General features: G+C 61.7%; 24 protein-coding genes. 5 read left to right on the plus strand and 19 right to left on the minus strand.

What is annotated here, in order from left to right:
• Positions 1–149: 149 nt before the first annotated feature.
• Both ASE26_RS21900 and ASE26_RS21905 read left to right on the plus strand, forming a co-directional pair.
• Positions 150–557, plus strand: a complete 408-nt coding sequence (locus tag ASE26_RS21900) for a porin (protein WP_255357560.1) — start codon at positions 150–152, stop codon at positions 555–557.
• Positions 558–650: 93 nt separating this feature from the next.
• Positions 651–1,175 carry a DUF4124 domain-containing protein gene (locus ASE26_RS21905; RefSeq protein WP_055924159.1) on the plus strand — a complete coding sequence of 175 codons (525 nt, stop codon included), beginning with the start codon at positions 651–653 and terminating at the stop codon, positions 1,173–1,175.
• Between the two features lie 30 nt (positions 1,176–1,205).
• Here ASE26_RS21905 and ASE26_RS21910 read toward each other — a convergent pair whose 3' ends face one another.
• Positions 1,206–1,487, minus strand: coding sequence for an RnfH family protein (locus tag ASE26_RS21910; protein ID WP_055924163.1), 282 nt, complete (start codon positions 1,485–1,487; stop codon positions 1,206–1,208).
• A complete protein-coding gene (locus ASE26_RS21915) occupies positions 1,480–1,911 on the minus strand; it encodes a type II toxin-antitoxin system RatA family toxin (protein WP_057246946.1) in 432 nt (143 codons plus the stop codon). Before ASE26_RS21915 ends, ASE26_RS21910 begins: the two co-directional genes overlap by 8 nt.
• Positions 1,912–1,978: 67 nt before the next feature.
• Between ASE26_RS21915 and smpB the strand changes: the two genes are divergently transcribed.
• Positions 1,979–2,428 carry an SsrA-binding protein SmpB gene (gene smpB / locus ASE26_RS21920; RefSeq protein ID WP_055924169.1) on the plus strand — a complete coding sequence of 150 codons (450 nt, stop codon included), beginning with the start codon at positions 1,979–1,981 and terminating at the stop codon, positions 2,426–2,428.
• 66 nt (positions 2,429–2,494) lie between these two features.
• Positions 2,495–3,037, plus strand: coding sequence for a FlgO family outer membrane protein (locus ASE26_RS21925; RefSeq protein ID WP_156409991.1), 543 nt, complete (start codon positions 2,495–2,497; stop codon positions 3,035–3,037).
• Here the strand turns inward: ASE26_RS21925 and ASE26_RS21930 are convergent.
• The 7 genes from ASE26_RS21930 to ppsA form a co-directional block, all read right to left on the minus strand.
• Positions 3,018–3,863, minus strand: a complete 846-nt coding sequence (locus tag ASE26_RS21930) for an NAD-dependent protein deacetylase (RefSeq protein ID WP_055924172.1) — start codon at positions 3,861–3,863, stop codon at positions 3,018–3,020. The genes ASE26_RS21925 and ASE26_RS21930 overlap by 20 nt on opposite strands.
• Positions 3,841–4,089 carry a DUF1272 domain-containing protein gene (locus ASE26_RS21935; protein WP_055924174.1) on the minus strand — a complete coding sequence of 83 codons (249 nt, stop codon included), beginning with the start codon at positions 4,087–4,089 and terminating at the stop codon, positions 3,841–3,843. The genes ASE26_RS21930 and ASE26_RS21935 overlap by 23 nt, the downstream gene beginning before the upstream one ends.
• Positions 4,090–4,101: 12 nt before the next feature.
• Positions 4,102–5,175: a hypothetical protein gene (locus tag ASE26_RS21940; protein WP_057246948.1), complete on the minus strand. Its 1,074-nt coding sequence runs from the start codon at positions 5,173–5,175 to the stop codon at positions 4,102–4,104.
• A complete protein-coding gene (locus tag ASE26_RS21945) occupies positions 5,172–5,624 on the minus strand; it encodes a DUF4259 domain-containing protein (protein ID WP_229208202.1) in 453 nt (150 codons plus the stop codon). The genes ASE26_RS21940 and ASE26_RS21945 overlap by 4 nt, the downstream gene beginning before the upstream one ends.
• 136 nt (positions 5,625–5,760) lie before the next feature.
• On the minus strand, positions 5,761–6,681 hold the full coding sequence (locus tag ASE26_RS21950; protein WP_055924181.1) for an SPFH domain-containing protein: 921 nt from the start codon (positions 6,679–6,681) through the stop codon (positions 5,761–5,763).
• A 13-nt stretch (positions 6,682–6,694) separates the two neighbouring features.
• Entirely contained in the window at positions 6,695–7,114 is a 420-nt protein-coding gene (locus ASE26_RS21955; RefSeq protein WP_057246949.1) for an NfeD family protein, read from the minus strand.
• A gap of 70 nt (positions 7,115–7,184) precedes the next feature.
• Complete coding sequence (ppsA, locus tag ASE26_RS21960; RefSeq protein ID WP_055924189.1) at positions 7,185–9,611, minus strand: phosphoenolpyruvate synthase; 2,427 nt, start codon at positions 9,609–9,611, stop codon at positions 7,185–7,187.
• A gap of 155 nt (positions 9,612–9,766) precedes the next feature.
• On the opposite strand from ppsA, the gene ASE26_RS21965 reads away from it, so the two are divergent.
• Positions 9,767–10,612 carry a pyruvate, water dikinase regulatory protein gene (locus ASE26_RS21965; RefSeq protein WP_055924192.1) on the plus strand — a complete coding sequence of 282 codons (846 nt, stop codon included), beginning with the start codon at positions 9,767–9,769 and terminating at the stop codon, positions 10,610–10,612.
• On the opposite strand, the gene ASE26_RS21970 is transcribed toward ASE26_RS21965, so the two are convergent.
• From ASE26_RS21970 to bamA, 10 genes are all read right to left on the minus strand, one after another.
• Positions 10,587–11,438 carry a hypothetical protein gene (locus ASE26_RS21970; RefSeq protein WP_057246950.1) on the minus strand — a complete coding sequence of 284 codons (852 nt, stop codon included), beginning with the start codon at positions 11,436–11,438 and terminating at the stop codon, positions 10,587–10,589. The two genes, ASE26_RS21965 and ASE26_RS21970, sit on opposite strands and share 26 nt — an antisense overlap.
• On the minus strand, positions 11,438–12,637 hold the full coding sequence (locus ASE26_RS21975) for an EAL domain-containing protein (RefSeq protein ID WP_057246951.1): 1,200 nt from the start codon (positions 12,635–12,637) through the stop codon (positions 11,438–11,440). Before ASE26_RS21975 ends, ASE26_RS21970 begins: the two co-directional genes overlap by 1 nt.
• A 28-nt stretch (positions 12,638–12,665) precedes the next feature.
• Positions 12,666–13,451 (minus strand): RNA methyltransferase, encoded by a 786-nt coding sequence (locus tag ASE26_RS21980; protein WP_055924202.1) that lies wholly within the window; start codon positions 13,449–13,451, stop codon positions 12,666–12,668.
• Positions 13,448–14,065: a ribonuclease HII gene (gene rnhB, locus ASE26_RS21985; protein ID WP_055924205.1), complete on the minus strand. Its 618-nt coding sequence runs from the start codon at positions 14,063–14,065 to the stop codon at positions 13,448–13,450. The genes ASE26_RS21980 and rnhB overlap by 4 nt, the downstream gene beginning before the upstream one ends.
• A 131-nt stretch (positions 14,066–14,196) precedes the next feature.
• Positions 14,197–15,351: a lipid-A-disaccharide synthase gene (gene lpxB, locus ASE26_RS21990; protein WP_057246952.1), complete on the minus strand. Its 1,155-nt coding sequence runs from the start codon at positions 15,349–15,351 to the stop codon at positions 14,197–14,199.
• The gene (lpxA, locus tag ASE26_RS21995; RefSeq protein WP_055924211.1) at positions 15,335–16,126 is read right to left on the minus strand and encodes an acyl-ACP--UDP-N-acetylglucosamine O-acyltransferase; all 792 of its coding nucleotides are present in this window, start codon (positions 16,124–16,126) and stop codon (positions 15,335–15,337) included. Before lpxA ends, lpxB begins: the two co-directional genes overlap by 17 nt.
• Before the next feature lie 5 nt (positions 16,127–16,131).
• A complete protein-coding gene (gene fabZ, locus ASE26_RS22000) occupies positions 16,132–16,593 on the minus strand; it encodes a 3-hydroxyacyl-ACP dehydratase FabZ (RefSeq protein ID WP_055924214.1) in 462 nt (153 codons plus the stop codon).
• On the minus strand, positions 16,590–17,645 hold the full coding sequence (gene lpxD / locus ASE26_RS22005; RefSeq protein ID WP_055924218.1) for a UDP-3-O-(3-hydroxymyristoyl)glucosamine N-acyltransferase: 1,056 nt from the start codon (positions 17,643–17,645) through the stop codon (positions 16,590–16,592). The genes fabZ and lpxD overlap by 4 nt, the downstream gene beginning before the upstream one ends.
• A gap of 19 nt (positions 17,646–17,664) precedes the next feature.
• Positions 17,665–18,177 (minus strand): OmpH family outer membrane protein, encoded by a 513-nt coding sequence (locus ASE26_RS22010; protein WP_229207024.1) that lies wholly within the window; start codon positions 18,175–18,177, stop codon positions 17,665–17,667.
• Between the two features lie 44 nt (positions 18,178–18,221).
• Entirely contained in the window at positions 18,222–20,555 is a 2,334-nt protein-coding gene (gene bamA / locus ASE26_RS22015) for an outer membrane protein assembly factor BamA (protein WP_055924222.1), read from the minus strand.
• Positions 20,556–20,567 lie beyond the last annotated feature (12 nt).

The following is a 20,567-nucleotide window of genomic DNA, read 5'->3' on the forward strand; positions in this document are numbered from 1 at the left end:
GAAACACGCTGAACAGCGAAACGGAGGCGGAACCACTGACACTGAAACAAGCAGCTTGAATTATCAAATTAGGCGACAACTAGCTTGAAAATTTCCGTCACCGCGACAACGACACTTCTGCACTGAAGAACACTGGCGGCGGGCGCAACATCCTGCTGGGCGCAAACTACGACTTCGACGTCGCCAGGCTGTGGTTCGGACTTGGCGTCGACAAGGGCTTGAACAGTGCGCCGTTGAACAGTTCCGGGACGCCTTTCGGCGGCACGGCACCGGCGCCATCGACTGACAGCCGCGACCTGCTGCTCGGAGTCTCAGTCCCGTTCGGACCGCACACCGTGGTGGCAGACGCTATCCGCAAGGACGATCGCGGCGTGCCGAACCAGGATGCGCAGCAGTACGCATTGGCCTATATGTATGCCTTCTCCAAGCGCACCGATGTCTACACTTCGTACGCCCGCATCCGCAACCACAATGGCGCGGGATATGTCGAGGGCAATAGTGAAGAACCGGGCCTGGGCGACCGCCAGCTCACAGTCGGCCTGCGCCATCGTTTTTAATTCGCATTCAAGCGAACGATTCTTTTGGGAAATAAATTTGACAACAAGGGGATTTCGGGGTGAAATGAGCACTCTCACCAAGGAAATCCCCCTATGAATCAACGTATTATCCGCCTGGCGCTGGCAACGGCGCTGATAGCCTTCACTTCCCTCGCCCAAGCGCAGTGGATGTGGGTGAACGATAAAGGCGTGAAACAGTTCTCCGACCAGCCGCCACCACCCGGCACGCCAGCCAACCGCATCCTGAAAGGCCCACGCGGCGCAGCGGTTGCCGAACTGCGCAAGGATACGGCCGAAGCGCCAGCCAATGGCGAAGAGGCTGCCGAGGGCAACGAGAAGGCCACGCCCGCCAAACCGACGTTGGCAGAACGCAACGCGGATTTCAAGAAGCGCCAGCAGGAAACCGCTGAGAAAACTGCCAAAGCGAACGAAGACGCCAAGCGCGAAGCCGAGAAGAAGAAGTACTGTGCAGAAGCCAAGAGCAACATCGGCACCCTGGAAAGCGGAGCGCGTATTGCCGAAACAGGCCCGAACGGCGAACGCAACTTCATGTCCGACGAAGCCCGCGCGCAAAAGATCAAGGAACAGCGAGAATCCGTCAACAGCATCTGCAAGTAATCGGGAACTCACCTTGCCGGGCGCAGGCCTTTAAGCCTTCTTCGCCCGGCGCCGCCGGGCGTCTTTCGGATCGGCGATCAACGGCCGGTAGATTTCGATCCGGTCACGCGCCCGCACCACGGTATCCAGCGTTTTCTTCTTGCCGTAAATCCCAACCGGCATGGTCACCAGGTTGATCTCAGGCGCTTCCTGCAGGATGCCGCTGATTTCGATGGCCTGGCCGATGGTGGTACCCAGATCGACTTCCAGCGCATACAGCAGCGGCTGCGAAGCCGGCGCATAGCACACCGTAATCTTGATACGTTCAGCCATAGACGGTCTCGGCGCGTTTGCAGAAGGAATCGACCATGCTGTTGGCAATCATGCTGAACACGGAGCCAATCACCTGTTCCAGCAGCTTGCTGGAAAATTCGTAGTGCAGATCGAGTTCGACCTTGCAGGCATCTTCGCGCAAGGACTTGAAAGTCCAGGTGCCGTCGAGGGTTTTGAACGGGCCATCAACCAGCTTCATGCGGATTTCACTGAACGGAGTATTCGTGTTGGACGTGGTGAAATGCTGCTTAACGCCGTGGAAATTGATCCCAACGCTGGCCACAACATGATTCTCCCCCCGTTCGCGGACATCAACGCCGCCACACCAGGGCAAAAATTTGGGATAATCCTCGACCTTTGCCACTAAATCAAACATTTGCTCGGCGCTGTATCCCAGGAATACCGACTTGTGCACTACTGCCATTGAGTAACCGTTTGCTATGATGTTGTCCAAAGAACCCGTAGTTTAACCGACCCACGCATTTTTACCCATGTCCATTGCCGATAATCGCAAAGCCTTCCACGACTACTTCATTGAAGACAAATATGAAGCCGGCATCGCCCTCGAAGGCTGGGAAGTCAAGGCGATCCGCGATGGGCGCGTTCAGATCAAGGAAGCTTACGTTACCATCCGCGATAACGAACTGTACCTGTTTGGCGCGCACATCAGCGCCCTGCCTACCGCCTCCACCCATATTCACCCGCAAGCCGTGCGTACCCGCAAGCTGCTGCTGCACCGCGCCGAGATCGACAAACTGGTCGGCAAGGTCGAGCGCTCCGGCTACACCCTGGTGCCGTTGAACCTGCACTTCAAGGGCGGCCGCATCAAGTGCGAAATCGGCTTGGCCAAGGGCAAGAAGCAACACGACAAGCGTGCATCCGAAAAAGACCGCGACGCCAGCCGGGAAGTGGCGCAAGCTATGAAGCAACACAAACGATAATCGGCAAGCCACGAATATTTCCAAACAGCAATGCGAGTGCTACACTCAGGTATAAGGAGATCGTCAATGCGAGCTGTTGCTGCCCTACTTCTTCCACTCACGCTGGCAAGTTGCGCCTGGTTCTCTGAAAAGCCCCAGGAAAACAACTACGCCGCAACGTCGCAGAACCAGTTTGTCGGCGCCAATTACAACGCCGCCGACGCGCTGCTCGCGCAACTGAACGGCCGCCTGGCGGCAGACAAGCCGCTGATCATGGCGACTGTCGTCAACATCGATGCGTTGGATCAAAGCTCCACGCTGGGCCGGCTGGTTTCCGAGCAGCTGTCGACGCGCCTTGCCCAGGGCGGCCTGCGCATGCTTGAAATGAAGCTGCGCACTTCGCTCTACATGAAACGCCAGCAAGGCGAAATGATGCTGACGCGCGAAGTCGGCGAGATGGCGCACAACCACAACGCCCAGGCCGTAGTGGTCGGCTCGTACGGCGAGACCAGCGACGCAGTCTTCGTCAACATCAAAGTGGTGCAGCCGCAAACCAACCAGGTGATGGCGGCAACCGACTACGTACTGGCCAAGGACACGGTGGTGCGCTCTATGCTGTCGGGACGCTGAGCAAATCCACCAGCCGTGGCAGGACTTCCTGCGCCGGCAATTCCAGTTTCAGGGAAAGCAGGTCGTCGGCGCGGGTTTTACCCGCGTTGACGGCTGCAATCGGTTTGCCCGAAGCCGCCGCCATGCGGCAAAAGCGGTAGCCCGAAAACACCATCAGGGAAGAACCGACCACCAGCAGCGCGTCGGCGGCCTCCATTTCAGCCAGCGCCTGCATGGTGCGCGCGGGCGGCACGTTATCTCCAAAGAAAACCACGTCAGGCATCAGCACGCCCCCGCAGGCCGCACATGCCGGCGCATTGAATCCATCTAGCGCATCCGGCTCGATCGCCGCATCGCCATCCGGCAGCGGCTGGGCCAGCAAGTTCGCCAATTCCGGATTGTCGCGCTCAAGTTGCGGCTGCAGGCTCGCGCGCGAGTAGCGCGCCTGGCATTCAAGGCAGATCACGTGGTGCAGGTTACCGTGCAATTCAATCAGGCGCTTGCTGCCGGCGCGCTGGTGCAGGCCATCCACGTTCTGCGTAATCACGCTGTGTACGTGGCCGCAAGCTTCCAGCTCGGAGATGGCGCGGTGACCGGCATTCGGCTCGGCGTGCGATACCGTGGGCCAGCCCACCATGCTGCGCGCCCAGTAGCGGCGCCTGACCGCCTCGTTCCGGCGGAATTCCGGGCCCTGGATCGGCGTACGGCCGCGCCGAACGCCATCCTTGTCCCGGTAGCCGGGAATGCCCGAAGCAGTACTCAGTCCCGCACCGGTGAGGACCAGCACGCGGCTGTGGCGCGCCAGGAAGCGCGCCAGCTCAACTTCATCCGGCTGCGACGCATCCATTTGGCTTGAAGATACGTTCGGTCGATGCCGGGTATTTCTCCAGCTTCGCAGCAGCACGGGTTGGCCGCGCAGCGAAGTCGCCGCCGCAGTTCGGGCATTTGCCATGCAGCTTATCATTCGCGCAATCGGCGCAGAAGGTGCATTCGAATGAGCAGATCAAGGCGTCTTGCGCACCAGGCGGCAAGTCCTTGTTACAGCATTCGCAGTTGGGGCGCATTTGCAGCATGTCGAGGTTCCTTTATTGATTTCGGTAGCTGATTGCGTTCAGCAAAGCGCTGGTGGTGTCGATATCGGCCAGCGCTTCATTCGTCGCGCGGGCAAAGCTGCGCTCGCGGATGCGGGCCAGGCGCTCGAGCAATTCCTGCTTCGGCAGGCGCGATTGTGCGATCGCGGAAGGGTCGACGCCCGCATAGTGGCCGCCGTTTGCTTCCAGCACCTCCAGCTGGCGACGTACTTCAGCGTCCGGCAAAATACCCTTGCCTGCCTGGGGCGCCGGCGGCTGCGCCAGTTGCAGGCGCATGGGGGTAAAGAACTGCACAGCCTCTTTCGACAGCCCCTGCGGTTTAAGCGCCAGCAGCGCCTCGCGCCCCTGCGGGCCGCCGGCCCGCACCAGGAAGTTCACGGCACGCGTGAAGATCTCCATGTCGGCGCTTTGCAGCAGCAGTTCAACGGCCGGCACGCTCGCCGGCGAGCCGACAAGCTGCAGCACGTCCAGTACCGGCTTCGCGACTGCCGGATCGCGCAGCTGCGCGGCAAGATGGCGTTCGCCCGCCGCGCCGAAGCGGCCATACAGCAAGGCGCGCACACCCGTTTCGTCGATGGTGCTGCCTTGCTGCGGCAGCGGAATGCTCACATCCTTGCGCAGGAAAGCGCGGTCGACCTGGGGCAGCAGCCGCGTATCACGGCTTGCCGCGGCAGCGTGCATCAGGCGGAACAGCTGCGGGCCGTCGAGGGCTGCATCAGGATTGATGGCCAATGCGGCCTGCACGGCAAACGGCGTGTCGGATTCGGTACCGTAGGCGGCCAGGAAACAGGCGGCGTCCAGCAGCAGTTGCTGGCTCGGACGCGGCGAGCGCAGTTCGGCAGCAAGCTCGCGGCGCAGCAGCGGGACGGCGTCCTCGCGAAAATCGCCAAAGAAGCGCCAGGCGGCATCCAACTCGCGGCGCTGGGCGCCGGCAGCGGAAGCGTTGGCGGCAACAGGCATGGCGCGGATCTGGGCGATGCGGGCGGTAATGGCGGCATCGGTCGCCGCATCGCCCGCCTGTGCGGACAGTGCTGCCGACGCCAGTAAAGCCGCGAGAAGCCGCCTCATGCCGACAACCTGCGCTGCAGGTCGGTCACCGTGGTGCGCCAGTCCTCGAAGTGCTCGCTGTCTTCCCACAGTTCACGCAGCTCGGAAGCTTCGGACAGCACCAGTGCCAGCACGCGCTGCGCCTTGTCGGCGATATCGGCGCGCGGCTTGCTCAGCTTCGCCTGCACCTCGGTGACCCATTCATCGACGCGCGCGGAGTCTTCGTCCCTGGTTCCGCCCTTGCCCTGCAGGCGCGACCAGGTTTCCACCGCAGCCAGCGCCTCGGCGCCGAACGGAGCCTCCAGGTACTCGGTGGTCTCCGCCTGCAACACGTTGTTCAACGTGTCCTCGATAAAATAAAGGTCCCTTGATTCCTGCAGATCCTCCACCCAATCCTGCGCGAAATCATTGCCAAACGGTCCAACAGCCCAGGTTCCCAATTGCGCCTCCTGATCGATATAAGGCCGCATTGTACGCAATTACTGCCCAGCTCGTGTCCCACCATGGGGTCACACCCGTTTCGGGACACGGCCTCAGGCGCAATGTGCATGAGCTCGTGTCCCATTTCGGGTGTGACCCCAGGGTGTGACACGGACTCAGGCGTAGTTATTTCTGGGTCTTGACGACCTGCAGGGCGGTGGCGATCAGGCTGCTCATGTCGCCGACGTTGGCGGGGACGATCAGGCTGTTGTTGGTCTTGGCCAGCTGGCCGAAGGCGTCCACGTATTGCTCGGCCACTTTCAGGTTCATTGCCGCTTCGCCGCCCGGCTGCCCGATCGCTTGGCCGACTTGCTTCAGCGCGCCAGATGTCGCTTCCGCAATCGCGAGGATGGCGGCGGCTTCGCCCTGGGCGCGGTTGATGGCGGCTTGCTTGTCGCCTTCGGAGCGGGCAATCGCTGCTTCGCGTTCGCCGGTGGCGATGTTGATCTGCTCTTGCTTGCGCCCTTCGGAGGCGGCAATCAGCGCGCGCTTGCCGCGTTCCGCGGTGATCTGGGCCTGCATGGCGTGCAGAATTTCCTGCGGCGGCGTCAGGTCCTTGATCTCGTAGCGCAGCACCTTCACGCCCCAATTGGCGGCCGATTCGTCGATCGCGTTCACCACCGTGGTGTTGATGTGGTCGCGCTCTTCGAAGGTCTTGTCCAGCTCCATGCGGCCGATCACCGAACGCAGCGTGGTCTGCGCCAATTGCGTGATCGCGGCGACGTAGTTCGTCGAGCCGTATGAGGCGCGCATCGCATCGGTCACCTGGAAGTACAGGATGCCGTCCACCTGCAGCTGCGTATTGTCCTTGGTGATGCAGACCTGCGATGGCACGTCCAGCGGGATCTCTTTCAGCACGTGCTTATAGGCGATGCGGTCGATGAACGGCACCACGATATTCAGGCCGGGACCCAGCGTCGCGTGGTATTTGCCAAGCCTTTCCACCACCCAGGCGTGCTGCTGCGGCACCACGTTGATGGTCTTGAAAACAAACACCAGCGCGACCATGAAGATGACCAGCGTGACCGTACCAAAACTTATTTCCATTTACTTCTCCTTGTTATGCGCCGACGATCAGCCGGCTGCCGCGAATCTCGCGAATCCGAAATACACCTGGCGCAGCGGGTTCGCCCGGCGCCAGTTCGACGTCCCACAGGGCGCCGCGATACATGACGCGCGCGACACCGTCCTGCCAGGCCGGCACGTTGACGCTCTGGCCGATATCCAGGTTGACGTCCGGGTTGGCCGAAGCCGGCGGCTGAGTGGTCCTGCCAAAACGGCTGCGGCGCAGCAGAACCGTCGCGATGGCGGCCACGATGGCTGCCACCAGCATCTGGCCCGGCATGTCGACACGCGCCAGCGAAGTCAATGCGCCCGCCCCCATGCCAATGGCGATCATCAGCAAATAGAACGTGCCGCTAAACAGTTCGAGGGTGACCAGCACGCCTGCGCCAATCGCCCACAACATCCAGTCAGCCATCACAACCTCCAAAAGTAAAAAACCCCCGCCGCCGATAAGGCCACGGGGGTTCAAGCCGCTTATCGGCGGTTTATTGTTGCATTTCTGCCAGCTTCTGCCAAGTGTCGATGACCGAGTCGGGATTCAGGGACATAGTCTCGATACCCTGCTGCATCAGCCATACGGCCAGTTCCGGATGGTCGGAGGGACCCTGGCCGCAGATACCGATGTACTTGTTCAGCTTGATGCAGGCCGAAATGGCCATGCTCAGCAGCGCGCGCACCGCAGGATCGCGTTCGTCGAAGTCGGCTGCCAGCAGCTCCATGCCGGAGTCGCGGTCCAGGCCCAGGGTCAGCTGGGTCAGGTCGTTGGAACCGATCGAGAAGCCGTCGAAGTGCTCCAGGAACTGCTCTGCCAGCACGGCATTGGAAGGCACTTCGCACATCATGATGACGCGCAGGCCGTTTTCGCCGCGTTTCAGGCCGTTCTTGGCCAGCAGGCCGACCACTTTTTCCGCCTGGCCCAGGGTGCGCACGAATGGCACCATGATTTCGACGTTGGTCAGGCCCATCTCTTCACGCACGCGCTTCATGGCGACGCATTCCATTTCGAATGCAGCAGCGAAGTCCGCCGACAGGTAGCGCGCTGCGCCGCGGAAGCCCAGCATCGGGTTTTCTTCGTCCGGCTCGTAGCGCGAACCGCCGATCAGCTTCTTGTACTCGTTCGACTTGAAGTCGGACATGCGCACGATGACTTTCTTCGGCCAGAAAGCGGCGGCGATGGTGGCGATGCCTTCCGCCAGCTTGTCGATGTAGAACTGCTTCGGCGAAGCGTGGCCGCGTGCGACCGATTCCACCGCCTTCTTCAGGTCGGCGTCGATGTTCGGGTATTCCAGGATCGCTTTCGGGTGCACACCAATATTGTTATTGATGATGAACTCGAGGCGGGCCAGGCCTACGCCGTTGTTCGGCACGGACTGGAAGTCGAAGGCCAGCTGCGGGTTGCCCACGTTCAGCATGATCTTGGTCTTCAGCGGCGGCAGTTCGCCGCGCTGGACTTCGGAAATCTCGGTTTCCAGCAGGCCGTCGTAGATCTTGCCTTCGTCGCCTTCGGCGCAGGATACGGTCACGAAGTTGCCGTCTTTCAGCACGTCGGTCGCGTCGCCGCAGCCCACGACAGCTGGCACGCCCAGTTCACGCGCGATGATCGCCGCGTGGCAGGTGCGGCCGCCGCGGTTGGTGACGATGGCGGAAGCGCGCTTCATCACCGGTTCCCAGTTAGGGTCGGTCATGTCGGCCACCAGCACGTCGCCTGGCTGCACGCGTTCCATTTCGCTCGGGTCGCTGATCACGCGCACAGGGCCGGCGCCGATCTTCTGGCCGATGGCGCGGCCGGAGGTCAGTACGGTGCCGCTCGACTTCAGTTTGAAGCGCTGCTGCGAGTCGGTGGCTTTTTGCTGCGACTTCACGGTTTCAGGACGTGCCTGCAGGATGTACAGCTTGCCGTCGCGGCCATCCTTGCCCCACTCGATGTCCATCGGACGGCCGTAGTGCTTCTCGATGATCATGGCGTACTTGGCCAGTTCGACGATTTCGGCGTCGACCAGCGAGTAGCGGTTGCGCATCTCGATCGGTACATCGACGGTCTTCACGGAGCGGCCGGCTTTGGCTTCGTTGGTGAATTCCATCTTGATCAGCTTGGAGCCGATATTGCGGCGGATCACGGCGGACTTGCCCTGCTCCAGCATCGGCTTGTGGACGTAGAATTCGTCCGGGTTCACGGCGCCCTGCACCACGGTTTCGCCCAGGCCATAGGAGGAAGTGATGAAGACCACGTCCTTGAAGCCCGATTCGGTGTCGATGGTGAACATCACGCCCGATGCGCCCGTGTCGGAACGCACCATGCGCTGCACGCCGGCCGACAGCGCCACTTCGGCGTGGGTGAAGCCTTTGTGCACGCGGTAGGAAATCGCGCGGTCGTTGTACAGGGATGCGAACACGTGCTTCATCGCTTCCAGCACGTTGTCGATGCCGACCACGTTCAGGAAGGATTCCTGCTGGCCCGCGAAGGATGCGTCAGGCAGGTCTTCCGCGGTGGCGGAGGAGCGCACGGCGAACGACACTTCAGTGCTGGAGTCCGCGACCAGCTTGTCGTAGAAGGCGCGGATATCGGCTTCCAGGCGTGGCTGGAACGGGGTGTCGATGATCCATTGGCGGATTTCCGCACCCGATGCGGCCAGGGCGCGCACGTCGTCGACGTTCAGGTGTTCAAGGCGGTCAGCGATGCGCTGGGCCAGCGATGGGCCACCGTCAACGCTGTGCGACAGGAAGTCGCGGAAGGCTTGGGCGGTGGTGGCGAAGCCGCCAGGCACCCGCACACCTGCACCGGCCAGCTGGGAGATCATCTCGCCCAGCGACGCGTTCTTGCCGCCGACGGATTCGACATCCGTCATGCGCAAAGTCTCGAACGAGGCAACGTACACCCCGTCGGATTGCTCCTTCAATGCTGCGTTAGTCATAAAGACACCTTTTTTTGATGATAAAAATCTTTACGCAGGCATGCTTGGCTTCGTTCTTGTCATTCTTGGCGCCGTGCAGCACAATCTTACCGTTGGCAAGCATTTTACAGCCTGCGCAGCAAATTGACGATTCATCCACTGGAAAAGCTCTTTTGATGCCACAAGATCAACGTTTATTGCCGGCCTCTAGCCGCACCGTCTTTTTTGTCTCTGACGGCACGGGCATCACTGCCGAAACTTTCGGCCATTCGGTGCTGACGCAGTTCGACCTGCGCTTCCGCCAGATCCGCCTGCCCTTCATCGATACCTGCGACAAGGCTTATGATGCAGTGCGCAAAATTAATGAGGTTGCGGCTGAAGACGGCACCAAGCCTATCGTCTTTTCGACCCTGGTGAAGGCGGAGCTGTCGGACGTGATCCAGCGCGCCAATGCCATGCATATGGACCTGATCCAGACCTTCGTGGCGCCGCTGGAGCAGGAGCTGGGCGTGAAATCGACCCACACCATCGGCCGCTCGCACAATGTGGTGGATAGCGAGGAGTACAAAAATCGTATCGAGGCGATCAACTTCTCGCTGGCGCACGACGATGGCCAATCGAACAAGAACCTGTCGTCGGCCGATGTGATCCTGGTCGGGGTCTCGCGCTCGGGCAAAACCCCTACGTCGCTGTACCTGGCCATGCAATACGGCGTAAAGGCGGCGAATTACCCCCTGATTCCAGACGATTTCGAGCGCGGCAAGCTGCCGTCGGCGCTGTATGCCTTCAAATCGAAGATTTTCGGCCTGAGCATCGAGCCGCAGCGCCTGTCGGAGATCCGCAACGAGCGCCGCGCCGGCTCCAAATACGCTTCGCTGGAAAACTGCCGCTATGAGGTCAACGAGGCGGAAGCCATGATGCGCCGTGAAGGCATCCGCTGGCTGTCCTCCACCACCAAGTCGATCGAAGAGATTTCGACCACCATCCTGCAGGAAATCAAGCCGAACCGCTCGGTTTATTAAGGATTTCCGCCCGCATCGCCTGCTGGAATTCGCCCCATAAGGTTTCCAGCGGGCGTCCGTAGGCTCCGCTCACCGCCCCCGCAAACGCCTCGCCGCGGCCGACCGCCGCCAGCAGGCGTTTGAACGCTGCCGGGTCTTTGTCGTCCATCCAGCCCACCAGCATGGAAGCCTGCCGGTAGTACATGGCGTGCGACAGGCGGTAGCTTGGTGCCTGCTTGGGCGCAAGCAGCGACCCGTCATCCTCCGGCACCATGTGGCGGCCGTGGACGAAGGCATGGACCGCGTCCTCGCGCGTCACCGCGCCTGTGCCGCCGCCGGCCGAAATATAGGTCGGCAAGCCTTCCCAGAACCAGTTGGGCAGCTTGCCGATGCCGGCCGTTCCGATGCGCTGCACCAGGTGCAGGTGCGCCAGTTCGTGCGTCACAATGGCGCCCATGCGCCCGGCTGGCCAGGACAGCATCTTCGGCGCGAGGTGCACATCGCCCAGCACCACCACGCCCGCCGCGCGCGGGGCCACCGCGCCGTAGCGTGAAAAGCTGTCGTCGCTGGCATAGACATTGACACGCACCGGGGCCGCGTAGGCCATGCCGAACGCCTGCTCGTCATACGCGATGGCGGCCGGCAGCAGCGGCGCGACGGCAGCGCCGAAGGCCTCGGCGCCAGGTTCGCACCAGATACGGGGATCAGGGGTGCATTGCGTGAAGTGCGCTTTGCTGGAGAGCCAGGCTCGCGCACCATAGAAGCTCATCTGGCCAACTGGCGTAAAGAAAGCGGCTGCCGGCAAGGCGACTGCGATAAGCAGTCCTGCAATCCATCGTTTTTTCATCAGAAGAAGCTTTTCCAGTCGTGGAGCCAGTCCGGAATGTCGGCTACCGGCATTGGGTTGGCGATATAAAAGCCCTGGGCATAGCTGCAGCCCAGGCTTTGCAGGAAGTCCCAATCCGCCCTCGTTTCGACACCGACGGCGCAAGCGTGCCGGGACAGGCTGCGCGCCAGCCCGAGGAAGGACTTCAGCACGGTGCCGATGGGCCGCTTGCGCGAGGCGCCGTCGACGAAACTGGGATCGATTTTCAGTTCCGAGAACGGAATCGCGGCCAGCAGTTGCAGGTTGGAGCGCCCGGTCCCGTAATCGTCGATCGCCAGGCCGAATCCCATCATGCGCAGGCGCAGCAAGCGCTCCAGGAAGTGCGGATTGGTGGTCAGTACCGACGCTTCCGTGATTTCGAAGGTAACGTAATCGGACAGGATGCGATGGCGCTCGAGGCAAGCGGTGATCTGGGCGATGAATTGCGGATGCGCCAGCGTACCCGGATCCACATTGACCGAGAACGAAATCGGGATGCCCTTGTCGTGCAGGCTGCGGCAGGCCGCAACCGACTTCTCGATCATGCACCAGTCAAGGAAATCGATGCGCCGCACGCTTTCCAGCACCGGCACGAATGCCGAAGGGCCCAGCACGCCATATTCGGGGTGGCGCCAGCGGGCGAACATTTCCAGCCCTATTACAGCACCGGTTTCCAGCTCGATCTCGGGCTGGGCGAAGGGATCGAACTGCCGTTCCCGCAGCCCGTGCTCCACTTCGGCAAAGGTGAATTCAGGGTGCTGCGGGCCGGGCTCCGGCTCGCCGCAAGGTTCCCGGTAGTTGGCAATCAGTTCCTGCAGCCTGGCCGAGGTGATGGCCTTGATCGAACTGCCAAGGATGTCGAGCCCGTAAGCCTCGGCCATGGTTTCGACCGAGAACAGCACATCGGCGCTTTCCGAAGCCAGGATGATGATGCCTGCGCGGCAGTCGATTTCCGCCAGCCGCCGGATCACTTCCAGCCCGTCCATGCCGGGCAGCGTCAGGTCCATCAGGGCGATGTTGACGGGAGGGTTCAGGCCTATTTCAAGCAAGCGCAGCGCGCCCAGGCCATCGGATGCCGGCGTGACGTGCTGGGCGCCCAGGTGGCGCAGCATGCCGACCAATAGCTCACGCTGGACGGGTTCGCCCTCGGCGACCAGGAAGTGCAAGCTTGCAATTTCCATAACGCCCAATCCAGCTTGGTTAGTTTTATTAAGTCAGATTTTGCCTTACTTGCTCGAAAAAGCATACTGCGGCGCACGCGGCGACGTTCAGCGATTCGACTTGCCCCAGATGCGGCACGATGACGCGGTGGCTGGCGTTGCTTAAAAGTGTGTCGGAAACGCCCTGCCCTTCATGCCCGAAGATCCAGGCCACCGGCCGTTTCAGGTCGAGCTGGTAGAGCTGCTCGGCTGCGTAGCCGCTGGTGGCCAGGGTGGCAATCCCGGCGCCCTGCACCAGTTGCGCCAGGTCGACGTTTTCGTAGATGTCCAGCACGAAGTGTGCGCCCATGGCTGCACGCAGCACTTTGGGCGACCAGCAGAAGGCGGTGCCGGGGGCGCAATAGACTTCCTTCACGCCCGCGGCGGCGGCGCTGCGCAGGATGGAGCCGACGTTGCCGGGATCCTGCACGTTATCCAGCAGGACTGCGTTGACGCTGAGCGCCTGCGGCAGGTCTTTCTGCGGGGTGCCGATCAGGAACATCAGGCCGACGCCGTGCTCCACCTGGCTGACGGCATGGTAAAGCTGGTCGGTCAGGCACAGGACGTGGGCGTGTTCCGACTCGAGGCGGGCGATGATGCCGGCCACCTCAGGATTCTGCAGCGCGCCTTCGGCCACGATGGCTTGCTCGGGATGGCCGCGCAGCTCGAGCCACGTCTCGCACAGGTGCACGCCATCCAGCAGGCTGCGGCCGGCCTTGCGGCGGGCCTGCGAATTGGTGGCCAGCTTGGCCAGGTCTTTGTATTGCGCGTTGTCGCGCGAGGTGATGTGTTTCATAAGTCGCGTTCCAGGACTTCCCGCACCGGCGAGAAGCTGCGGCGATGCACCGGCGAAGCGCCGTGCTCGCGCAGGCGTTCCAGGTGCAGCGCGGTGCCATAGCCCTTGTGCTGGTCGAAGCCGTACTGCGGGTATTTCTTGTGCAGCTTGACCAGCGCGGCGTCGCGCGCTGTCTTGGCCAGGATCGAGGCGGCCGAGATGGACTCGATCTTGTCGTCGCCTTCCACGATGGCAATGCTCTGGATCCGCATCACCGGGCATTTATTGCCGTCGATGAGGGCCAGCGTCGGCACGGTTTGCAATGCATAGACGGCGCGCTTCATCGCCAGCAGGCTGGCCTGCAGGATGTTCAGGCGGTCGATTTCTTCTTCCGAGGCCTTGGCCACGGCCCAGGCGATCGCGTGTTCGCGGATCAGCGGCGCCAGTTCGTCGCGGCGCGCTTCGTTGAGCTTCTTGGAGTCGCGCAGGCCGGCAATCGGGCGGTTGCGGTCCAGGATCACGGCGGCGGCAAACACCGGGCCGGCCAAAGGGCCGCGCCCAGCCTCATCGACGCCGCAGATGATCTCGTCAAGCGAGTAAGGAAGGTCATCGAAAAGACCGGATTGTTGCACCATTGCTCAATTCTCTCTACTGCTCAGTTCGTGTCACACCATGGGGTCACACCCCAGGTGTGACACGAACTGAGCAGTGCCTGCGGACCAGCTCGTGTCACACTTGGGGTGTGACCCCAAGGTGTGACACGGGCTTATCTGTTGATCACCTTAAGGACTGCTGCGGCGCCTTCTTCGGCACTGTTGCGCAGCAGGCTGTAATGCATGTCGGTGAAGCGCTGCACCAGTCGCAGGCGATGCGGCACGTCACTCAGTTGTTGCCACATGGCGTCGGCCAGCGTCTCGGCAGTGGCTGAGTTCTGCAGCATTTCCGGCACCAGGAATTCGCGCGCCAGGATGTTCGGCAAGCCGATCCAGGGCTGGTAGCCCATATGCTTCATGATATGCCACGATGCAGCCATCATCTTGTAGGCGATCACCATCGGCTTTTTGTACAGTGCCACTTCCAGCGATGCGGTGCCGGAAGCCACCAGCACGGCGTCGGCGGCGCAGATGGCGGTGTGCGACTGGCCATCGAGCAGCATCAGTTCCACGTCCTGCAGTCCAGCTTCTGCGATCAGCTCGAGGAAGTACTTGCGCTGCTTTTCGCCGGCCATCGGCACCACGAATTTCAGCGTGTGGTCGCGCTGCAGCAGCAGCTTGCAGGCGCCGATGAAGGCGGCCGTATTGTATTTCAGTTCCGCCATGCGGCTGCCCGGCATGACGCAGACCACGTTGGCGTCTTCCGCCAGGCCGAGCTGGCGGCGTGCGGCCGCTTCGTCGGGCTGCAGCGGGATCACCTCGGCCAGCGGGTGGCCGACGTAGGTCACGGGCACGCCGGCTTTCTTGTAGATCTCTTCCTCGAACGGGAAGATCACCAGCATATGCGAGACCGATTTGACGATTTTCTTGATGCGCCCGCCGCGCCAGGCCCAGATCTGCGGGCCGATGTAATGCACGGTCGGGATGCCGGCATCGCGCAGCTGCGCTTCCAGCCCCAGGTTGAAGCCCGGGTAGTCGGCGCCGATGAAGCAGGCCGGCCGCTCGGCCAGCAACTGGTCGCGCAGCGTGTTCTGGATGCCCTTCAGCTCGCGGTAGCGGGGAATGATCTCGAACAGCCCGCGCACGGTCATCTTTTCGATCGGCCATTGCGACGCGAAACCATGTTCCATCATGGCCGGGCCGCCAATGCCGTGGAAGCGCGCGTCGGGCAGGTGCGGGCGCAGGCCGCCTAGCAAGCGGCCTGCCAGCAGGTCGCCGGACGGTTCACCGGCAACGACTGCGATCGATACGTCAGCGGACGATGCCACGGGTGGTCGTATCGAGGAAATCGCGCATCGAGCGCGCGGCGGCTGCACAATCTTCCGGCAGCTCGGCTTCGGCGGCAAGCATGGCTGCCTTGGCTTCGTCCAGCGTCAGGCCGGAACGGTACAGCAGCTTGTAGGCGTTGCGGATGGCGTTGATCTGCTCGCGCGTGAAGCCGCGGCGTTTCAGGCCTTCGATGTTGACGCCGTGGGCTGCTGCCGGATTGCCGTTCAACAGCACGTAAGGCGGCACGTCCTGGGTCAGGCTGGTGCTCATGCCGACGAAGGCGTGGGCGCCGATCTTGCAGAACTGGTGCACGTTGGCGAAGCCGGACATGATCACCCAGTCGCCGATCTCCACGTGGCCCGCCATCTGGGCGTTGTTGGAGAAGATGGTGTTGTTGCCGACCACGCAGTCGTGCGCCAGGTGGACATAGGCCGAGATCCAGTTGTTGTTGCCAAGCCTGGTCACGCCCTTGTCCTGCACCGTACCGACGTTGAAGGTGCAGAACTCGCGGATGGTGTTGTCGTCGCCGATTTCCAGGCGGGTCGGTTCGCCATTCCATTTCTTGTCCTGCGGCGCGGCGCCGATGGAGGAAAACTGGAAGAACTTGTTGTTCCTGCCGATCGTGGTATGGCCCTCGATCACGACGTGCGGGCCCACCACGGTGTTCTCGCCAATCACCACGTTCGGGCCAATGATCGTGTATGGGCCGATCTCGACGCCGGCAGCCAGTTCGGCTTTCGGGTCGACGATCGCGCTTGGGTGGATGGTCGCCATGCTCTTTACTCCACGGAGCGGATGGTGCACATCAGCTCAGCTTCCAGCGCCACCTGGCCGTCGACCGAGCCGACCGCCTTGTATTTCCAGATGCCGCGCGCGTTGCGCAGGATTTCCACGTCCATTTTCAGCTGGTCGCCGGGACCTACCGGGCGCTTGAAGCGCGCGTTGTCGATGCCGACGAAGTACACCACCGAATTCTCGTCCGGCTTGATGCCCATGGACTTGAACGACAGCAGGGCTGCGGTCTGCGCCATCGCTTCGATCATCAGCACGCCGGGCATGACCGGCTTGTGCGGGAAGTGGCCGTTGAAGAACTCTTCGTTCACGGTCACGTTCTTGATGGCGGTGATGGACTTATTCTCTTCATAAGAGATCACGCGGTCAACCAGCAGCAGCGGGTAGCGGTGCGGCAGGTAGGCCTTGATCTCGCAGATGTCCATCGTTTTGTTTTCGGTAGTCGTCATGATTCTTCGTCTTCGGTTTTAGTTTTAATGGTTTTTTCCAGCGCGCGCATTTTATCGCGCATCGTAGGCAGGTTCCGTACGATCGCAGCCGACTTCTCCCAGTCGCTGTTCTTGGCCAACGGGTAGAAGCCCGTGTACTGGCCCGGTTCGGTGATCGAGCGCGATACCAGGCTGCCCGACGAGATATGGACCTGGTCCGCAATCGTCAAATGGCCCAGGATCATCGCTGCCCCGCCGAAGGTGCAGTGCTTGCCGATTTTTGCGCTGCCTGCCACGCCGACGCAGCCGGCCATGGCCGTGTGCGCGCCGATATGGCAGTTGTGGCCGATCTGGATCTGGTTGTCCAGCTTCACGCCGTCTTCAATAATAGTATCCGCCAGCGCACCGCGGTCGATCGTCGTGTTGGCGCCGATATCGACATCGTCGCCGATCACCACGCGGCCCACCTGCGGAATGCGTACGTAGACGCCGGCGTCGTTGGCAAAGCCAAAGCCGTCAGTACCGATCACGGCGCCGGAGTGGATGATGCCGCGCTTGCCGATCACGCACTTCGCGTGGAAGGTGACGTTGGCAAAGAAATGCGTCCCCTCGCCTACCTGGGCGTCGCGCCCGACGTAGCAGCCGGCATCGAGCACCACGCCGGAGCCGATCGCGGCACCCGCCTCGACCACTACTTTCGGGCCGATATGGGCAGTCGCGTCGACGCTGGCAGCGGGATCGACATATGCCGTCGGGTGCACGCCGGCCGGGCGCACGTACGCCGTCTGCGCTTCAAACACCTGCGCGGCACGGGCAAAGTACACATAGGGATTCTTGACGACGATGCGGGCACCCTTGTAGGTTTCGGCCACGGTGGCATCGTCATTGGCGCTGACAATCAGGGCTGCCGCCTGGCTTTGCCCCGCCTGCGAGCGGAATTTGCTGTTACTGAGGAAGCTGATATGCGAAGCGCCTGCATCGGTCAACGGCGCGATCCCGGCAACGTAAAGTTCCGGGTCCCCCACCAGTTGGCCGCCCAGGCGCTCGACCAGTTCTCCTAGTCGAAGGCCCATCTGAAATCCAATCTATCGGTTATTTATCCAGCGCTTCCAGCACCTTGTTGGTGATGTCGATACGCGGACTGGCCCACACTGCGTCCTGCAGGACGATGTCATAGCCTTCGGTGTTTGCAAGCTGCTTGATGATCTTCGTCGCCTTCTCGGCGATCGCAGCACGCTCCTCGTTGGTGCGCTGGTTCAGGTCTTCGCGGAATTCGCGCTGGCGGCGCTGGAAATTCAGGTCCGCCTCGTACGCCTCGCGCTGCAGCTTGCTGCGCTCAGGTTCGGGCTTGGCGACACCTTCCTTTTCCCATTTTTCGGCTGCCGCCTTGGAGCGCATGGCCAGTTCCTGCAGCGCTTTTTCGCGGCTGGCGAATTCATCGCGCAGCTTGCTGTCGGCCAGCTTGGCCAGCTTCGATTCGTTGTAGATGCGCTCGGCGCTCAGCCAGGCAATCCGGGAGGACTGCGCCAGCGCCGGTGCCGTGGCCATCATGCCCAGCGCCAGTACGGCAGCGATCTTGCCCAGGGTAGCGGTTGCAGTCTTCAACTCGATTCTCCGTCCAAATAAGTTACTTTGGTGCATTAAACGCATCAGAAACCAGTACCCATCTGGAACTGGAAGCGTTCCAGGCGGTCACCCAGTTTGTCGTTCAGAGGCAAAGCATAACTCAACTTCAGCGGGCCTACCGGGGAAATCCAGCTCAAGCCCAGGCCGGCCGAGAAGCGCAGTTCGGACAGGCGCATCTTCTGGTGTTCCTGGTATACCTGGCCGCCGTCGAGGAAGCCGAACCAGCGCAGCGAGCGGTCCTGGCCCTGGCCCGGGAACGGCATCTGCAGTTCGGCATTGCCGATCAGGCGCGAGGCGCCGCCCAGCGAGTCGCCGTAGCGTGGGTCGACCGCGCCCAGCGAGGAGCTCTGGTAGCCGCGCACCGAGCCGATGCCGCCGGCGTAGAAGTTCTTGAACACCGGGTAGTTCTTGCCGCCGAAGCCGCGGCCATAATCAACCTCGCCCTTCAGCGCCAGCGTGATCTTGTTGGTGACCGGTTTGTACCACTGGGTTTCATACACCGCGCGCCAGTATTTCGACTCGCCGATCGCATCCAGTTCCAGGTTGATGCGCTGCATATAACCCAGGGTCGGGGTCATGGCGGAGTCGCGGCTGTCGCGCGCCCACGCCGCGGTCAGCGGCACCGAATAGGCATTGACCGAGCCGACACCGTTGGCCGGGCCGCCCAGGTCGCGCACGTACTGCTTGAAGTAGGTTGGCGAGGAATCGTCGGTTTGCACGTTCGATTTTTCCAGGCCGATACCGAAGAAGACAGTGTCCTGCTCGGAGAACGGCACGCCGAAGCTTACCCGGCCGCCGGTCTGCTTGATGGTGTACAAGCCGGTGTTCACTGCAGGCGGACGGAAGGTACGCAGGTAAAGCTCGTAGCTGCGCGACACGCCGTCGGCGGTGAAGTACGGGTTGGTATGCGAGAACGCGATGGTGCGGCTGTACTTCGAGGTATTCAGTTCCAGGCCCACGGTATTGCCGGAGCCGGCGAAGTTGGCCTGCTGGATCGCGGCATTGAAGGTGAACTTCTCGGCCTGCGAGAATGCGCCGCCGATCTGGAAGTTACCGGTCGGGCGCTCGACCACGGACAGGTTGATGTCCACCTGGTCGGAAGTTCCCTGCGCTTCCGGCGTATCGACCGTCACGTCCTTGAAGTAGCCGGTACGGTCGACGCGGTCGCGCGATTGCTTGATCTTGGAGGCGTCGTACCAGCTCGATTCGAACTGGCGGAATTCGCGGCGGATCACTTCGTCGCGGGTGCTGGTATTGCCCGAGATATTAATGTGGCGCACATAGGCGCGCTTGCCCGGATCGATGAAGAAGGTGAACGCGACTTCGCGCTTGGCCTGGTCGATCTCCGGGTTGGCGTTGACGTTGGCGAAGGCGAAGCCGAAGGTGCCCAGGCGGTCGGTGATCAGCTTGTTGGTCGAGGTCAGCAGCTTGCCGGAGTACAGCTTGCCTTTTTGCAGCAGCACCAGCTGGCGCAGTTCGTCTTCGCGGCCGAACATTTCGCCTTCGAACTTGATGTCGGAGACGGTGTACTTTTCACCTTCGGTGATATTGATGGTGAGGTAAATGTCTTTCTTGTCCGGGGTAATCGAGACCTGCGTGGAATCCACATTCATCTCGATATAGCCGTGGTCAAGGTACCAGGACTTCAGGGTCTCGATATCGCCATTCAGCTTGGTCTTGGAATACTGGTCGGACTTGGTGTACCAGCTGAACCAGCCGCCGGTATTCAGGGCGATCTGCTCTTTCAGCTCCTTGTCGCTGAAAGCCTTGTTGCCGACGATATTGATCTGCTTGATGCGCGCCACATCGCCTTCATCGACGTCGAAGTCGATGCTGACGCGGTTACGCTCCATCGGGGTGACGGTGGTGGTGATCTTCACGCCGTACAGGCCGCGCGACAGGTACTGACGCTTCAATTCCTGTTCGGCGCGGTCGACCGATGCCTTGTCGAAGGTCTTCGCTTCGCCGACGCCGATATCCTTCAGCGCCTTGACCAGCATGTCCTTCTCGAACTCGTGGGTGCCCTTGAAGTCCACCTTGGCGATGGCCGGGCGCTCTTCCACGATCACCACCAGCACATTGCCGTCGCGCTCCAGCTTCACATCCTTGAAGATGCCGGTCGCGTACAGGGCCTTGATGGTGGCTACGGATTTGTCGTCACTGAAGGTTTCGCCCACGCGCACTGGCAGGTAGCTGAACACGGTACCGGCTTCGGTACGCTGGATGCCTTCGACGCGGATGTCCTTGACGACAAACGACTCGGCGGCGATTGCGCTGCCGGAGCAGAAGGCCAGGACGGCTGCGCCGACCAGAGTGCGGCGGAATTGGGGAGCGATACGATCAGTGTGTAATTTCATCGGCAAATCGAA

Source organism: Duganella sp. Root198D2 (assembly GCF_001428585.1).
Taxonomy (GTDB): Bacteria; Pseudomonadota; Gammaproteobacteria; order Burkholderiales; family Burkholderiaceae_D; genus Rugamonas.

Coding starts and splice junctions, on each gene's coding strand:
- ASE26_RS21905 (WP_055924159.1), top strand. CDS start 651: ATGAATCAACGTATTATCCGCCTGGCGCTGGCAACGGCGCTGATAGCC.
- ASE26_RS21910 (WP_055924163.1), bottom strand. CDS start 1,487: ATGGCTGAACGTATCAAGATTACGGTGTGCTATGCGCCGGCTTCGCAG.
- ASE26_RS21915 (WP_057246946.1), bottom strand. CDS start 1,911: ATGGCAGTAGTGCACAAGTCGGTATTCCTGGGATACAGCGCCGAGCAA.
- smpB (WP_055924169.1), top strand. CDS start 1,979: ATGTCCATTGCCGATAATCGCAAAGCCTTCCACGACTACTTCATTGAA.
- ASE26_RS21925 (WP_156409991.1), top strand. CDS start 2,495: ATGCGAGCTGTTGCTGCCCTACTTCTTCCACTCACGCTGGCAAGTTGC.
- ASE26_RS21930 (WP_055924172.1), bottom strand. CDS start 3,863: ATGGATGCGTCGCAGCCGGATGAAGTTGAGCTGGCGCGCTTCCTGGCG.
- ASE26_RS21935 (WP_055924174.1), bottom strand. CDS start 4,089: ATGCTGCAAATGCGCCCCAACTGCGAATGCTGTAACAAGGACTTGCCG.
- ASE26_RS21940 (WP_057246948.1), bottom strand. CDS start 5,175: ATGAGGCGGCTTCTCGCGGCTTTACTGGCGTCGGCAGCACTGTCCGCA.
- ASE26_RS21945 (WP_229208202.1), bottom strand. CDS start 5,624: ATGCGGCCTTATATCGATCAGGAGGCGCAATTGGGAACCTGGGCTGTT.
- ASE26_RS21950 (WP_055924181.1), bottom strand. CDS start 6,681: ATGGAAATAAGTTTTGGTACGGTCACGCTGGTCATCTTCATGGTCGCG.
- ASE26_RS21955 (WP_057246949.1), bottom strand. CDS start 7,114: ATGGCTGACTGGATGTTGTGGGCGATTGGCGCAGGCGTGCTGGTCACC.
- ppsA (WP_055924189.1), bottom strand. CDS start 9,611: ATGACTAACGCAGCATTGAAGGAGCAATCCGACGGGGTGTACGTTGCC.
- ASE26_RS21965 (WP_055924192.1), top strand. CDS start 9,767: ATGCCACAAGATCAACGTTTATTGCCGGCCTCTAGCCGCACCGTCTTT.
- ASE26_RS21970 (WP_057246950.1), bottom strand. CDS start 11,438: ATGAAAAAACGATGGATTGCAGGACTGCTTATCGCAGTCGCCTTGCCG.
- ASE26_RS21975 (WP_057246951.1), bottom strand. CDS start 12,637: ATGGAAATTGCAAGCTTGCACTTCCTGGTCGCCGAGGGCGAACCCGTC.
- ASE26_RS21980 (WP_055924202.1), bottom strand. CDS start 13,451: ATGAAACACATCACCTCGCGCGACAACGCGCAATACAAAGACCTGGCC.
- rnhB (WP_055924205.1), bottom strand. CDS start 14,065: ATGGTGCAACAATCCGGTCTTTTCGATGACCTTCCTTACTCGCTTGAC.
- lpxA (WP_055924211.1), bottom strand. CDS start 16,126: ATGGCGACCATCCACCCAAGCGCGATCGTCGACCCGAAAGCCGAACTG.
- fabZ (WP_055924214.1), bottom strand. CDS start 16,593: ATGACGACTACCGAAAACAAAACGATGGACATCTGCGAGATCAAGGCC.
- lpxD (WP_055924218.1), bottom strand. CDS start 17,645: ATGGGCCTTCGACTAGGAGAACTGGTCGAGCGCCTGGGCGGCCAACTG.
- bamA (WP_055924222.1), bottom strand. CDS start 20,555: ATGAAATTACACACTGATCGTATCGCTCCCCAATTCCGCCGCACTCTG.